This is a genomic window from Klebsiella sp. 2019SCSN059, from assembly GCF_021739525.1.
Lineage (GTDB): Bacteria > Pseudomonadota > Gammaproteobacteria > Enterobacterales > Enterobacteriaceae > Klebsiella > Klebsiella quasipneumoniae.
This window is the reverse complement of record NZ_JAKKOM010000009.1, coordinates 71,209-85,039: the sequence shown is the minus strand read 5'-3', so window position 1 is coordinate 85,039 and position 13,831 is coordinate 71,209. Positions and strand designations below refer to the sequence as shown.

10 protein-coding genes, 3 pseudogenes and 1 other annotated feature are annotated in these 13,831 nt (G+C 60.0%); of the genes and pseudogenes, 11 read left to right on the top strand and 2 right to left on the bottom strand.

The window, feature by feature from the left end:
* The first annotated feature begins 74 nt into the window (after window positions 1-74).
* Window positions 75-170 (top strand) — a sequence feature (Trp leader region).
* 33 nt (window positions 171-203) lie between these two features.
* The 5 genes from L2I46_RS12445 to trpA are packed head-to-tail and all read left to right on the top strand — an operon-like array spanning window position 204 to window position 6,735.
* Entirely contained in the window at window positions 204-1,766 is a 1,563-nt protein-coding gene (locus tag L2I46_RS12445) for an anthranilate synthase component 1 (protein WP_236947900.1), read from the top strand.
* The gene (gene trpD / locus L2I46_RS12440; protein ID WP_236947899.1) at window positions 1,766-3,361 is read left to right on the top strand and encodes a bifunctional anthranilate synthase glutamate amidotransferase component TrpG/anthranilate phosphoribosyltransferase TrpD; all 1,596 of its coding nucleotides are present in this window, start codon (window positions 1,766-1,768) and stop codon (window positions 3,359-3,361) included. The genes L2I46_RS12445 and trpD overlap by 1 nt, the downstream gene beginning before the upstream one ends.
* A gap of 3 nt (window positions 3,362-3,364) precedes the next feature.
* On the top strand, window positions 3,365-4,723 hold the full coding sequence (gene trpCF, locus L2I46_RS12435) for a bifunctional indole-3-glycerol-phosphate synthase TrpC/phosphoribosylanthranilate isomerase TrpF (protein WP_032452536.1): 1,359 nt from the start codon (window positions 3,365-3,367) through the stop codon (window positions 4,721-4,723).
* Between the two features lie 9 nt (window positions 4,724-4,732).
* Window positions 4,733-5,926 carry a tryptophan synthase subunit beta gene (trpB, locus tag L2I46_RS12430; RefSeq protein ID WP_236947898.1) on the top strand — a complete coding sequence of 398 codons (1,194 nt, stop codon included), beginning with the start codon at window positions 4,733-4,735 and terminating at the stop codon, window positions 5,924-5,926.
* Window positions 5,926-6,735 carry a tryptophan synthase subunit alpha gene (gene trpA / locus L2I46_RS12425; protein WP_065883004.1) on the top strand — a complete coding sequence of 270 codons (810 nt, stop codon included), beginning with the start codon at window positions 5,926-5,928 and terminating at the stop codon, window positions 6,733-6,735. The genes trpB and trpA overlap by 1 nt, the downstream gene beginning before the upstream one ends.
* A gap of 3 nt (window positions 6,736-6,738) precedes the next feature.
* Here the strand turns inward: trpA and L2I46_RS12420 are convergent.
* A pseudogene (locus L2I46_RS12420) lies at window positions 6,739-7,208 on the bottom strand (MarR family winged helix-turn-helix transcriptional regulator).
* Window positions 7,209-7,380: 172 nt separating this feature from the next.
* On the opposite strand from L2I46_RS12420, the pseudogene L2I46_RS12415 reads away from it, so the two are divergent.
* The 3 genes and pseudogenes from L2I46_RS12415 to ybiX all read left to right on the top strand — a co-directional run.
* Window positions 7,381-7,710: pseudogene (locus L2I46_RS12415) on the top strand (short-chain dehydrogenase); the annotation flags it as partial.
* Window positions 7,711-8,012: 302 nt separating this feature from the next.
* Entirely contained in the window at window positions 8,013-10,298 is a 2,286-nt protein-coding gene (locus L2I46_RS12410) for a catecholate siderophore receptor Fiu (protein WP_236947897.1), read from the top strand.
* Window positions 10,299-10,346: 48 nt separating this feature from the next.
* A pseudogene (gene ybiX, locus L2I46_RS12405) lies at window positions 10,347-11,024 on the top strand (PKHD-type hydroxylase YbiX).
* 78 nt (window positions 11,025-11,102) lie between these two features.
* Here the strand turns inward: ybiX and ompW are convergent.
* Window positions 11,103-11,741 (bottom strand): outer membrane protein OmpW, encoded by a 639-nt coding sequence (gene ompW, locus L2I46_RS12400; protein WP_048334791.1) that lies wholly within the window; start codon window positions 11,739-11,741, stop codon window positions 11,103-11,105.
* A gap of 269 nt (window positions 11,742-12,010) precedes the next feature.
* Between ompW and L2I46_RS12395 the strand changes: the two genes are divergently transcribed.
* Genes L2I46_RS12395 through L2I46_RS12385 form a run of 3 tightly spaced genes read left to right on the top strand, consistent with a single transcriptional unit; the run spans window position 12,011 to window position 13,787 of the window.
* A complete protein-coding gene (locus L2I46_RS12395; protein ID WP_236947896.1) occupies window positions 12,011-12,424 on the top strand; it encodes a YkgJ family cysteine cluster protein in 414 nt (137 codons plus the stop codon).
* Window positions 12,425-12,449: 25 nt separating this feature from the next.
* Window positions 12,450-13,193 (top strand): YciC family protein, encoded by a 744-nt coding sequence (locus tag L2I46_RS12390; RefSeq protein WP_023289311.1) that lies wholly within the window; start codon window positions 12,450-12,452, stop codon window positions 13,191-13,193.
* A gap of 54 nt (window positions 13,194-13,247) precedes the next feature.
* Window positions 13,248-13,787: a septation protein A gene (locus L2I46_RS12385; RefSeq protein WP_004203842.1), complete on the top strand. Its 540-nt coding sequence runs from the start codon at window positions 13,248-13,250 to the stop codon at window positions 13,785-13,787.
* Window positions 13,788-13,831 lie beyond the last annotated feature (44 nt).

Sequence of the window (13,831 nt, the reverse complement as noted above, 5' to 3'; positions counted from 1 at the left end):
TCCATCGTTCTAGTTAACTAGTACGCAAGTTCACATGAAGGGGTATCACGATGAAAATGCACTTTATCACTCTGCACAGCTGGTGGCGCACCCCCTGATAACGGGCGGCGTGATCGCGTTTTGCATTCAGCATACAGATACCCGGCCCGCCAATGAGCGGGCTTTTTATTGGACAAAAATAATACGAACAGGCGAGAACAATAATGCAAACATCCAAACCGGCACTCGAGCTTCTCACCAGCGACGCCATCTACCGGGAGAACCCGACGGCGTTATTCCACCAACTGTGCGGCGCCCGTCCGGCCACCCTGTTGCTGGAATCGGCTGACATCGACAGCAAAGATGACTTAAAAAGCCTGCTGCTGGTCGACAGCGCGCTGCGCATCACTGCCCTCGGTGACACTGTCACCATTCAGGCCCTCTCCGCCAACGGAGCCGCGCTGCTGGAGCTGCTGGACGGCGCGCTGCCCTCCGGGATCGCCAATCAGCGCCAGCCCAATGGCCGCATTCTGACCTTCCCGGCGGTCAGCTCCCTGCTCGATGAAGACGCCCGCCTCTGCTCGCTGTCAGTGTTTGACGCCTTCCGTCTCCTGCAGGAGCTGGTGACCGTCCCGGCCAACGAGCGTGAAGCGATGTTCTTCGGCGGCCTGTTCGCCTATGACCTGGTGGCCGGCTTTGAAGATCTGCCGCCGCTGCAGAACGACACCGCCTGCCCGGACTACTGTTTCTATCTGGCGGAGACCCTGCTGGTCATCGACCATCAGACCAAGCATACCCGCATTCAGGCGAGCCTGTTCACGCCGCTGGAGAGTGAAAAACAGCGCCTGGAGCAGCGCCTGAGCCAGCTGCGCCAGCAGCTGAACGAGCCGCCGCTGCCGCTGCCGGTCACCACCGTGGCCGAAATGCGCTGCGACGTTGACCAGAGCGATGAAGAGTACGGCGCGGTGGTGCGCAAAATGCAGCGCGCGATCCGCGCCGGGGAAATCTTCCAGGTAGTCCCTTCCCGCCGCTTCTCGCTGCCCTGCCCGTCGCCGCTGGCCGCCTATGATGTGCTGAAGAAGAGTAACCCCAGCCCGTATATGTTCTTTATGCAGGACAACGACTTCACCCTGTTCGGCGCCTCGCCGGAGAGCTCGCTGAAATACGATGCCATCAGCCGTCAGATTGAGATCTACCCCATCGCCGGCACCCGGCCGCGCGGCCGCCGCGCCGACGGTTCGCTGGACCGCGATCTCGACAGCCGTATCGAACTGGAAATGCGCACCGATCACAAAGAGCTTTCCGAGCACCTGATGCTGGTGGACCTGGCGCGCAACGATCTGGCCCGCATCTGCACCCCGGGCAGCCGCTATGTCGCCGATTTAACCAAGGTTGACCGTTACTCCTTTGTCATGCATCTGGTCTCCCGGGTGGTGGGTGAACTGCGTCAGGATCTTGATGTGCTGCACGCCTACCGCGCCTGCATGAACATGGGCACTCTCAGCGGCGCGCCGAAGGTTCGCGCCATGCAGCTGATTGCCGCCGCCGAAGGTAAACGACGCGGCAGCTACGGCGGCGCGGTGGGCTATTTCACCGCCCACGGCGACCTCGACACCTGCATCGTCATCCGTTCCGCCTACGTGCAGGAGGGTATCGCTACCGTCCAGGCCGGAGCCGGCATTGTGCTCGACTCGGTTCCCCAGTCGGAAGCGGATGAGACCCGAAATAAAGCCCGCGCGGTGCTGCGCGCCATTGCCCAGGCCCATCACGCGAAGGAGATTTTCTGATGGCTGACATTCTGCTGCTCGATAATATCGATTCTTTCACCTATAACCTGGCAGACCAGCTGCGCGCCAACGGCCATAACGTGGTGATTTACCGTAACTCCGTTCCGGCGCAGGCGCTGATTGAACGTCTGGGCACCATGGACAACCCGGTGCTGATGCTCTCCCCTGGCCCGGGTACGCCAAGCGAAGCCGGCTGCATGCCGGAATTGCTGACCCGCATGCGGGGCAAGCTGCCGATCATCGGCATCTGCCTCGGCCACCAGGCCATTGTCGAAGCCTACGGCGGCTATGTCGGCCAGGCGGGCGAGATCCTCCATGGCAAAGCCTCCAGCATTGAGCACGACGGCCAGGCGATGTTTGCCGGTCTGGCTAACCCGCTGCCGGTGGCGCGCTACCACTCGCTGGTCGGCAGCAATATTCCCGCCGGGCTGACGATTAACGCCAATTTCAACGGCATGGTGATGGCGGTGCGTCACGATGCGGATCGGGTGTGCGGCTTCCAGTTCCATCCGGAATCGATCCTCACCACCCAGGGCGCGCGACTGCTGGAGCAGACTCTGGCCTGGGCGCTGCAGAAGCTGGAGCATGCCAACACCCTCCAGCCGATCCTGGAGAAACTGTACCAGGCGGAAACCCTGAGTCAGCAGGAGAGCCACCAGCTGTTCTCCGCCGTGGTGCGCGGCGAAGTGAAGCCTGAACAACTGGCCGCCGCGCTGGTCAGCATGAAAGTGCGCGGCGAGCAGCCGCAGGAAATTGCCGGCGCCGCCACCGCGCTACTGGAAAACGCCGCGCCGTTCCCGCGCCCGGACTACCTGTTTGCCGACATCGTCGGCACCGGTGGCGACGGCAGCAACAGCATTAATATCTCCACCGCCAGCGCGTTTGTCGCCGCCGCCTGTGGATTGAAAGTGGCGAAGCACGGCAACCGCAGCGTCTCCAGTAAATCAGGCTCTTCCGACCTGCTGGCGGCCTTCGGCATTAATCTCGATATGAACGCCGATAAATCCCGCGCGGCGCTCGATGAGCTGGGCGTCTGCTTCCTGTTCGCGCCCAAGTATCACACCGGTTTCCGCCACGCGATGCCGGTCCGTCAGCAGTTGAAGACCCGTACCCTGTTTAACGTACTGGGACCGCTGATCAACCCGGCGCATCCGCCGCTGGCGCTGATTGGCGTCTACAGCCCGGAGCTGGTGTTGCCGATTGCGGAAACCCTGCGCGTACTCGGTTATCAGCGCGCGGCCGTGGTGCACAGCGGCGGGATGGATGAAGTCTCGCTGCATGCGCCCACGGTGGTCGCCGAGCTGCATGCCGGGGAAATCAAAAGCTATCAGCTGACCGCCGACGACTTCGGCCTGACGCCTTACCATCAGGCGCAGCTGGCGGGCGGTACGCCGGAAGAAAACCGTGACATTCTGACGCGCTTGCTACAAGGTAAAGGTGAAGCCGCTCACGAAGCCGCCGTCGCCGCCAACGTCGCCATGTTGATGCGTTTACACGGGCATGAAGATCTGAAAGCTAACGCTCAGCAGGTACTGGATGTGCTGCACAGCGGCGCGGCCTATGACAGAGTGACCGCCTTAGCGGCAAGAGGGTAAAGAATGCAGACCGTTTTAGCAAAAATCGTTGCCGACAAAGCGATTTGGGTGGAAGCCCGCAAACAACAACAACCGTTAGTCAGTTTTCAGAATGAGGTCGTCCCGACGCAGCGCAATTTCTATGACGCGCTGGCCGGCACCCGCACCGCGTTTATTCTCGAGTGCAAAAAGGCCTCGCCGTCGAAGGGGTTGATTCGCGAAGATTTCGATCCGGCGGCGATCGCCAGCATCTACAAACACTACGCCTCGGCGATCTCGGTGCTGTGTGATGAGAAATATTTCCAGGGCAGCTTCGATTTTCTGCCGATCGTCAGCAAGGTCGCGCCGCAGCCGATCCTGTGTAAGGACTTCACCATCGACCCTTACCAGATCTACCTGGCGCGCTACTATCAGGCCGACGCCTGCCTGCTGATGCTCTCGGTGCTCGACGATGAACAATATCGTCAGCTCTCCGCGGTGGCTCACAGCCTGAATATGGGCGTGCTGACCGAAGTCAGCAATGAAGAGGAGCTGGAGCGCGCCATCGCTCTGAAGGCGAAGGTGGTGGGCATTAACAACCGCGACCTGCGCGATATGTCGATTGACCTTAACCGCACCCGTCAGCTGGCGGCGCGTCTCGGCCCGGATGTCACGGTGATCAGCGAATCCGGCATCCATACCTATGCCGAAGTGCGTGAGCTGAGCCACTTCGCCAACGGCTTCCTGATCGGCTCCGCCCTGATGGAGCAGGCGGATCTGGAAGCGGCGGTCAAACGCGTGCTGCTCGGCGAGAACAAAGTGTGCGGCCTGACGCGCCCACAGGATGCCCAGGTGGCCTGGGAGTCCGGCGCCATTTACGGTGGCCTGATCTTCGTCCCGACCTCGCCGCGGGCGGTAAATGATGCCCAGGCCAAAGCGGTGATCGCCGCCGCGCCGCTGCAGTACGTCGGCGTCTTCCGCAATGCGCCGCTGGACGAGGTGGTCGCTCGCGCCCAGGCCCTGAGGCTGGCCGCCGTGCAGTTGCACGGTGATGAAGACCAGGCTTATATCGACGCGCTGCGCGACGCCCTCGCGGATAACGTCCGCATCTGGAAGGCGTTGAGCGTTGGTGAAACGTTGCCGGCCCGTACACTCCGCCATGTCGATAAGTATCTGCTCGACAACGGCCAGGGCGGCAGCGGCCAGCGTTTTGACTGGAGCCTGCTGCAGGGCCAGGATCTGCGCAACGTTATGCTGGCCGGCGGCCTCGGCGCCGATAACTGTGTGGAAGCGGCCAAAAGCGGCTGTGCCGGACTCGATTTCAATTCAGGCGTAGAGTCGCAACCCGGGATTAAAGACGCCAGCAAGCTGGCCTCCGTTTTCCAGACGCTGCGCGCATATTAAGGAGCAATAATGAGCACTTTACTGAACCCCTACTTCGGCGAATTCGGCGGCATGTATGTGCCGCAGATCCTGATGCCCGCCCTGCGCCAGCTGGAAGAAGCCTTTGTCAGCGCGCAGAAGGACCCGGCCTTTCAGGCGGAATTCACCGACCTGCTGAAAAACTACGCCGGTCGTCCGACGGCCCTGACCAAATGCCGGAACCTGACCGAAGGGACCCGCACCACCCTGTACCTGAAACGCGAAGATCTGCTGCACGGCGGCGCGCACAAAACCAACCAGGTACTGGGCCAGGCTCTGCTGGCCAAACGGATGGGCAAAACCGAAATTATCGCCGAGACCGGCGCCGGCCAGCACGGCGTCGCCTCAGCGCTGGCCAGCGCCCTGCTCGGCCTGAAATGCCGTATCTACATGGGCGCCAAGGACGTCGAACGCCAGTCGCCGAACGTCTTCCGTATGCGCCTGATGGGCGCCGAAGTGATCCCGGTGCACAGCGGTTCCGCCACGCTGAAAGATGCCTGTAACGAGGCGCTGCGCGACTGGTCCGGCAGCTACGAGAAGGCGCATTATATGCTGGGCACCGCCGCCGGTCCGCACCCGTTCCCAACCATCGTGCGTGAATTCCAGCGCATGATTGGCGAAGAGACCAAAGCGCAGATCCTCGAAAAAGAGGGACGCCTGCCGGACGCGGTGATCGCCTGCGTCGGCGGCGGATCAAACGCCATCGGCATGTTCGCTGATTTTATCGAGGAAACCCATGTCGGCCTGATCGGCGTGGAGCCTGCCGGGCACGGTATCGAAAGCGGGGAGCACGGCGCGCCGCTGAAGCATGGTCGCATTGGGATCTACTTCGGCATGAAGTCGCCGATGATGCAAACCGCCGACGGCCAGATCGAGGAATCTTACTCCATTTCCGCCGGACTGGACTTCCCGTCCGTTGGGCCGCAGCACGCGTATCTGAACAGCACCGGGCGCGCCGACTATGTGTCGATCACCGACGACGAAGCGCTGGACGCGTTCAAAGCGCTCTCCCGCCACGAAGGGATCATCCCGGCGCTGGAGTCCTCGCACGCCCTGGCCCACGCGCTGAAGATGATGCGCGAAAACCCGGAAAAAGAGCAGCTGCTGGTGGTTAACCTCTCCGGCCGCGGCGATAAAGACATTTTCACCGTACACGACATCCTGAAAGCGCGAGGGGAAATCTGATGGAACGCTATGAGACGCTGTTTGCCCAACTAAAAAACCGCCAGGAAGGCGCCTTCGTCCCCTTTGTGACCCTTGGCGATCCGGGACCGGAGCAGTCGCTGAAAATTATCGATGCGCTGATCGAAGGCGGCGCCGATGCCCTTGAGCTGGGGATCCCCTTCTCCGACCCGCTGGCGGACGGCCCGACCATCCAGGGCGCGGCCCTGCGCGCCTTCGCCGCGGGGGTGACCCCGGCGCAGTGCTTTGAGATGCTGGCGGCGATCCGCCAGAAGCATCCGACGATCCCAATCGGCCTGCTGATGTACGCCAACCTCGTCTTCAGCCCGGGTATCGATGAGTTCTATGCCCAGTGCGCCCGCGTCGGCGTCGACTCGGTGCTGGTCGCCGACGTGCCGGTGGAAGAGTCCGCCCCGTTCCGCCAGGCGGCGATGCGCCATAACATCGCGCCGATTTTCATCTGCCCGCCCAATGCGGATGACGATTTACTGCGCCAGATTGCCTCATATGGCCGCGGCTACACCTATCTGCTGTCGCGCGCCGGGGTGACGGGTGCGGAAAATCGCGCTGCGCTGCCGCTGCACCATCTGGTGGAGAAGCTGGCGGAATATCACGCCGCGCCGCCGCTGCAGGGCTTTGGCATCTCCGCGCCGGAGCAGGTGAGCGCCGCCATTGACGCCGGCGCCGCCGGGGCGATCTCCGGTTCCGCCATCGTCAAAATCATCGAACGCCATCTTGATGAGCCGCAGACCATGCTCGACGAGCTGAAAGCCTTCGTCCGGAGCCTGAAGGCGGCGACCAAAACCGCCTGACCGTCAGCCGCCTGGCCTTGCGCCGGGCGGCGATGATTTCTGCAAACTGTCGGCGTATTTGCGCGTTAAGCGAAACAGCGCCTGCCCCTCCTCTTCCGACCTCTGCGCCAGCGCCTGTTTCATCAACCGCCGCCGCGCCACAGCGATCCTATCGATCATCTGTTGTCCGTTGGCGCTAAGCGTCACTTCGCTGATTCGTCGGGCATGACGGTTCGGTTGCTTACAGGCGAGCCCCTGGGCTTCCAGTTTCTTCACCTGGCGACTGACGGTGGTGTTATCGCGCCCTAAATGATCCGCCAGCTCCCCCCCACCGGGCCATGGCGCCCTACCGCCACCAGCAGCGGAAACAGCATCTGTTCCAGCTGGACGCCAGCCGCCTGGAGGATCTGCTCATCGCGCACCGGCTGGTTCATCACGCTAATGATATCCAGCAGCGCACGGTCTTTACCCTTGGATAAAAATCGCTTCCGCACAAAAGATGGGGTTAATATCTTAAATGAGAAATATTATCTTTCTCATTACTGAATAGTTGAGTAAACAACTCAGGTATTCAGTACGACATTGCTCACATTGCTTCCAGTATTTTTGCCCGCACTTGTGCGGGCTTTTTTTTTACTCACAACACACCTCACGCACCAGCTGCCGCAGCCGGCGGTCAAGCCGCAGGGGCTGCTGGGTGTGATGTCCTCCGGCCAGGGCAGTCTGACGAACAATCTCGGCGGCCAGCGGGAGCTCTACCGCGGAAGTAAAGCCGCGCTGATTATGTTCATGCGCAGCTTCGCCGCTCGCCCCACCTCGGCCTGCCACCCGCTGGTAGTGATGGCTCCGGGATGGATCCGCACCGAGCTCGGCGGGGCCGACGCTCCCCTGACCATCGAAGAGACCATCCCACGCCTGGTGAACGTCCTGCTCGACAAGCAGCGGCGCCCGGGACTGGAGTCTCCGGATTACCAGGGCCGCACGGTGCCCTGGTAAGCCCGCCGGGACGCCTGCCTCCGGGCGTCATTGCTCCCAGGTCACCACGTCATGTACCGCTTTGTTCCGCCGCCTTTGCCGAGCTAACTCGCCTTTTTTGTTCAAAATTTATGAAATTTGTAAACGGTGGTGAAGAAATCAGTTTAAACGTCAACTTTTCTGTGTAAATATTAAGGCGAATGATAACTATTCTTTTTATCATTTATGGAGTCACGCCGGGTCAGCGCAAGCCAGACGACGAATAACGTCGCTTTTGCGCGGCGTGATATGTGCGAATAACAAAAAATAAGCCTGCATTTATCATGGAAAAAAACGCTTCTCTGCCGTTTGGCAGTTTCAACTCATTGGCATTGTTTACGGGTCTGTGTCTGGGGGCCGCGCCGGCAACCGGCATGGCAGCGGAAAAATCAGTCAAAAATAATGAAGAGACGCTGGTGGTGGAAGCCGCCCCGCCTTCGCTTTATTCTCCCGGGGCCTCCGCCGATCCCAAGTTTAATAAACCGCTGGTGGATACCACTCGCACCATCACCGTGATCCCCGAACAGGTCATTAAAGATCAGGGCGTCACCAACCTGACTGACGCCCTCAAGAACGTCCCTGGCGTCGGGGCGTTTTACGCCGGGGAGAATGGCAGCTCAACCACCGGGGACGCCATCTTTATGCGCGGCGTGGACACCTCCAACAGTATTTATGTGGACGGCATTCGCGATATCGGCAGCGTGACGCGGGATACCTTCAATACCCAGCAGGTGGAAGTCATCAAAGGGCCCGCCGGCACGGACTATGGCCGCAGCGCCCCCTCCGGCTCGATCAATATGATCAGCAAACAGCCGCGTCTTGACTCCGGGATCGACGGTTCGGCCAGCATCGGCAGCGCCTGGTCGCGCCGGGGTACCCTTGATCTTAACCAGGCCTTCGGCGACAACGCCGCGTTTCGCCTCAACCTGATGGGCGAAAAAACCCACGACGCCGGCCGGGATAAAATTGAGAACGAGCGCTACGGCATCGCTCCGTCGCTGGCCTTTGGCCTCGATACGCCCACCCGTCTGTATCTGAACTATCTCCACGTCCGGCAGAACAACACCCCGGATGGCGGGATCCCCACCGTCGGCCTGCCGGGCTATTCAGCGCCTTCGCCGAAGTATGCCGCGCTCAATTCCGCCGGTAAGGTCAATACCAACAATTTCTATGGCACCGACTCCGATTACGATAAATCCACCACCGACAGCGGCACCCTGCGCTTCGAACACGATCTGACGGACAATACCACCGTGCGCAATACCACCCGCTGGTCGCGGGTGAAGCAGGAGTATCTCCTGACTGCGGTGATGGGCGGCGCGAGCAATATCACCGCCCCCGACATCAATGACGTCAACACCTGGAGCTGGTCACGGCTGGTTAATACCAAAGATGTCAGCAACCGCATTCTGACCAACCAGACCAATATCACCTCGACCTTCAATACCGGCTCGATAGGCCATGACGTCAGCGCCGGCGTGGAGTTTACCCGGGAAAACCAGACCAACTATGGCGTCAACGCCCTGACCGCCCCGGCGGTGAATCTCTATCATCCGGTGAGCAGCCTGTCGATTGGCGGGCTGGACAGAAACGGGGCGAACGCCAACGGCCAGACCGATACCTTCGGCATTTATGCCTTCGATACGCTGGCGCTGACCGATCGGGTTGAGATCAACGGCGGGCTGCGTCTCGACAGTTACCATACCAAATATGACAGCGCCACCGCCTGCGGCGGCAGCGGACGCGGGGCTGTCGCCTGCCCGCCAGGACAGTCGACCGGCAGCCCGGTCACCACAGTCGATACCGCCAAATCCGGTAACCTGGTTAACTGGAAGGCCGGGGCGCTGTATCGCTTAACCGAGCAGGGCAATATCTACGTCAACTATGCCATCTCGCAGCAACCGCCGGGGGGCAGCAGCTTCGCGCTGGCCGCCAGCGGCAGCGGCAACAGCGCCAACCGGACCGACTTTAAACCGCAGAAGGCGAAATCCAGCGAACTGGGCACCAAGTGGCAGATCCTCGACAAGCGCATGCTGCTCAGCGCGGCGTTATTCCGTACCGATATTGAAAACGAAGTGGCCGCTAACGATGACGGAACCTGGTCGCAATACGGCAAAAAGCGCGTGGAGGGGTATGAGCTCTCCGCGACCGGGAACCTGACCCCGGACTGGACGATCATCGCCGGCTACACCCAGCAGCATGCCAAGGTGACGGAGGGGCAGAATGTGGCGCAGGATGGCTCTTCCGCGCTGGCCTACACCCCGAAACATGCCTTTACGCTGTGGACGCAGTATCAGGCCACCAGCGATTTGTCCGTCGGCGGCGGCGTGCGCTATGTCGGAAGCCTGCGCCGGGGCAGCGATGGTGCGGTCGGTACCCCGGATCACACCGAGGGCTACTGGGTCGCCGACGCCAAACTGGGCTATCGGGTCAACAGCAACCTCGATCTGCAGCTCAATATGTACAACCTGTTTGATACCGATTACGTGGCTTCCATCAACAAGAGCGGCTATCGCTATCATCCAGGCGAACCCCGTACCTTTATGCTGACGGCGAACGTCCATTTCTGAGTCTGTACGTGGGGCCATCGCGCCCCACCTTTTTGAGAGAACACCGCAATGATGTATCACATTCCTGATGTGTTAACGGCGGATCAGGTGGCTGAATATGCCCGCCTGCTGGCGCAGGCCGAATGGGTTGACTGACGGGTTACCGTTGGCAGCCAGGGGGCGACCGTCAAACAAAACCAACAGATCGATACCCGCACGCCGCTGTACGCCCGTCTGCAGGCCGCCGTACTCGACGCGCTGCGCGGCCATCCGCAGTTTTTTTCCGCCGCGCTGCCGCGGACGATTTCCGCACCGTTGTTTAATCGCTACGGGCCGGGGGAGACCTACGGCTTTCATGTCGATGGCGCGGTGCGTCAGAACGGCGAAGCGGGCTGGATGCGGACCGATTTATCGGCGACGCTGTTTCTCTGCGAACCGGAAAGCTATGAGGGGGGCGAACTGGTCATTGAAGACACCTATGGCCAGCATCGGGTGAAGCTCCCGGCCGGGCATCTGGTGCTCTATCCCGCCAGCAGCCTGCACTGCGTCACCCCGGTCACCCGCGGCGTACGCCAGGCCTCTTTCCTGTGGATCCAGTCGATGGTCCGCGACGATAAGCAGCGCGCGATGCTCTACGACCTGGACCGCACGATCCAGTCGCTCAAAACGCGCTTTGGCGACGGAGAAGAGGTGCTCTCCCTGCTCAATATGTATCACAACCTGCTGCGCCAGTGGACGGAAGTGTGATCCGCAGGCGAAGGGGGATCGCAGGGAGGAGTGAGGAGGCAACAAACTGGCCGTCCGCTGGCCAGTTTGCAGCAGGCGTTAGAACCGATAGCCTGCGGAGAACATAAACACCCACGGATCCAGACGGGTGCTGACTTTCTGGTCCACGCCGTTGGCTTTGAATTTCACATCGGTATCGATATCCATGTACCACACCGACATATTCAGCAGCCAGTCACGGTTAATCAGGTAATCGAGGCCGACCTGCCCTGCCGCGCCCCAGGAGTCCTTCAGGCTCAGATCGGAAAGCCCGGCCGCCTTACCGTTATCGTTAAAGTCTTCATTAAAGAAGGTGGTGTAGTTAATCCCCGCCCCCACGTAAGGGCGCACCTTGCTTTGCGCATCGCCAAAGTACCACTGCGCCATCAGGGTGGGTGGCAACTGATGGACGGTGGCGATGGTGCCGGTTGGCCCGGTACCAACCTTATGGCGGAACGGCGTTGCCGCCAGCAGTTCCACGCCGATGTTATCGGTCGCCATATAGGTAAAGGTTAAACCCAGCTGAGTGTTGTTACTGACGTTGAAACCGCCAAGGCTGCCTAACACATTGTCAGAGCCCTCCGTCGGTCGGACGGTGGCGGTCCCGGCGCGAATGAAAAATTCACCCGCTTCATGCGCCCAGACGCTGCCGGTGGAAAGAGTGCTTAGAATTAATGCCGCCGCTGCTAACTTCTTCATATCCACTTCCTCATTATGGTTTTTCAGCGCGGCCAAATATACCTATAACGAGTTACGTTTGATCTGTTTTAGATCACACTAAAACCTTAGATTTAACATTTATTGATCCAGATTAATTTTTGATACCGATCGCAATACGCTGAATCCTACACACATCAATTTTCACTTTTCGCGAAAAAAATTATTTCTGCCCCTCTTGCCGCCGCTGAGGCGGCTGGATAAGTTAACTGCCGAAAATCTGTGTTGATGCGTTTTTTTCAGGTGTAATTATGAGTGAAATCAACCCGTGCATGACGTGCGGTGCCTGTTGTGCGTATTTTCGTGTCTCTTTCTACTGGGCGGAAGCCGACGACGCGGGTGGCCTGGTGCCCTCCGCGCTGACCGAGCCGCTAACCTCTTTCCTGCGCTGCATGAGCGGCACCAATCAACGCCAGGGCCGCTGCGCGGCGCTATCGGGCGAAATCGGCGACGCCGTCCACTGCACTATCTATGAAAACCGTCCCTCGCCATGTCGCGAATTCGCCATGTCCGGGGAAGATGGCGAGGAAAACGACGCCTGCAACCGGGCGCGAGCGCGCTATGGCCTGCCGCCATTGCGGCCTCTTTACAAAGATATACCTGCCCTGACCGGCGCAGAGAGTGCTACGACGGAACGATTTGCGGTACAATCGCCGGCTAGTTAACACCTGCGACACTCAAGGAGAATGCATGTCTATCACGGCGAAGTCCGTCTACCGTGACACCGGGAATTTTTTTCGTAATCAGTTCATTACCATTTTGCTGATTGCGCTGTTGTGCGCGTTCATTACGGTAGTACTTGGCCATGCCTTTTCACCCAGCGACGAGCAGCTGTCGATACTCAGCGAAGGCGATAACCTCGCCGGTAGCGCAGGCCTGTTCGAGCTGGTGCAGAATATGACGCCGGAGCAGCAGCAGGTTCTGCTGCGCGCCTCGGCGGCATCGACCTTCTCGGGTCTGGTGGGCAATGCGATCCTCGCCGGCGGCGTCCTGCTGCTCATCCAGCTGGTCTCTGCCGGTCATCGCGTCAGCGCTCTGCGCGCTATCGGCGCCTCGGCGCCGGTGCTGCCGAAGCTGCTGCTGTTGATCCTCTTCACCACCTTCCTGGTGCAGATGGGGATGATGTTAGTGCTGGTGCCCGGCGTCCTGTTGGCCATTGTGCTAGCCTTTGCGCCGATCATGCTGGTGCAGGACAAAATGGGCATCCTCAGCGCCATGCGCAGCAGCATGCGTCTGGCCTGGGCCAATTTGCGGCTGGTGGCGCCGGCCATTATCGGCTGGCTGGTGGCGAAAACCCTGCTGCTGCTGTTCGCTTCCAGCTTTGCCGTGCTGACGCCGAACGTCGGCGCGGTGGTCATCAACACCATCAGCAACCTGATTTCCGCCCTGTTGCTGATCTATTTATTCCGCGTGTATATGCTTATCCGTAGCTAATTTTAACCTGGACCGGGAAATTTCCCGGTCCGTCCTGACAGACGGGATCGATGTATGAAGCAGTTTCTGGATTTTTTACCGCTGGTGGTCTTCTTTGCCTTCTACAAGCTTTACGATATCTACGCCGCTACCACGGCGCTGATTGTGGCGACCGCCATCGTGCTGATCTACAGCTGGGTGCGCTACCGTAAAATCGAAAAAATGGCGCTGATCACCTTCGTGCTGGTGGCCGTCTTCGGCGGATTAACGCTCTTCTTCCACAATGATGAGTTTATTAAATGGAAGGTGACGGTGATCTATGCGCTGTTCGCCGGCGCGCTGCTGTTCAGCCAGTGGGTAATGAAAAAGCCGCTTATCCAGCGCATGCTGGGTAAAGAGCTGACCCTGCCGCAGCAGGTCTGGTCGCGTCTAAACCTGGCGTGGGCGGCGTTTTTTATCCTCTGTGGGCTGGCTAATATCTATATCGCCTTCTGGTTGCCGCAGAATATCTGGGTTAACTTTAAGGTCTTCGGTTTAACCGCTCTCACGCTGGTCTTTACCTTGCTGAGCGGGATCTACATCTACCGCCATATGCCGCAGGACGACCACCACTAATTCCCCGGCAGCCTGCGCCCGCCTCCGCGGGCGCTATCCCCTAT

Bases quoted from the DNA above. Each gene is read 5' to 3' on its own strand.
- L2I46_RS12445 (WP_236947900.1), top strand. From the start codon at position 204: ATGCAAACATCCAAACCGGCACTCGAGCTTCTCACCAGCGACGCCATC.
- trpD (WP_236947899.1), top strand. From the start codon at position 1,766: ATGGCTGACATTCTGCTGCTCGATAATATCGATTCTTTCACCTATAAC.
- trpCF (WP_032452536.1), top strand. From the start codon at position 3,365: ATGCAGACCGTTTTAGCAAAAATCGTTGCCGACAAAGCGATTTGGGTG.
- trpB (WP_236947898.1), top strand. From the start codon at position 4,733: ATGAGCACTTTACTGAACCCCTACTTCGGCGAATTCGGCGGCATGTAT.
- trpA (WP_065883004.1), top strand. From the start codon at position 5,926: ATGGAACGCTATGAGACGCTGTTTGCCCAACTAAAAAACCGCCAGGAA.
- L2I46_RS12410 (WP_236947897.1), top strand. From the start codon at position 8,013: ATGGAAAAAAACGCTTCTCTGCCGTTTGGCAGTTTCAACTCATTGGCA.
- ompW (WP_048334791.1), bottom strand. From the start codon at position 11,741: ATGAAGAAGTTAGCAGCGGCGGCATTAATTCTAAGCACTCTTTCCACC.
- L2I46_RS12395 (WP_236947896.1), top strand. From the start codon at position 12,011: ATGAGTGAAATCAACCCGTGCATGACGTGCGGTGCCTGTTGTGCGTAT.
- L2I46_RS12390 (WP_023289311.1), top strand. From the start codon at position 12,450: ATGTCTATCACGGCGAAGTCCGTCTACCGTGACACCGGGAATTTTTTT.
- L2I46_RS12385 (WP_004203842.1), top strand. From the start codon at position 13,248: ATGAAGCAGTTTCTGGATTTTTTACCGCTGGTGGTCTTCTTTGCCTTC.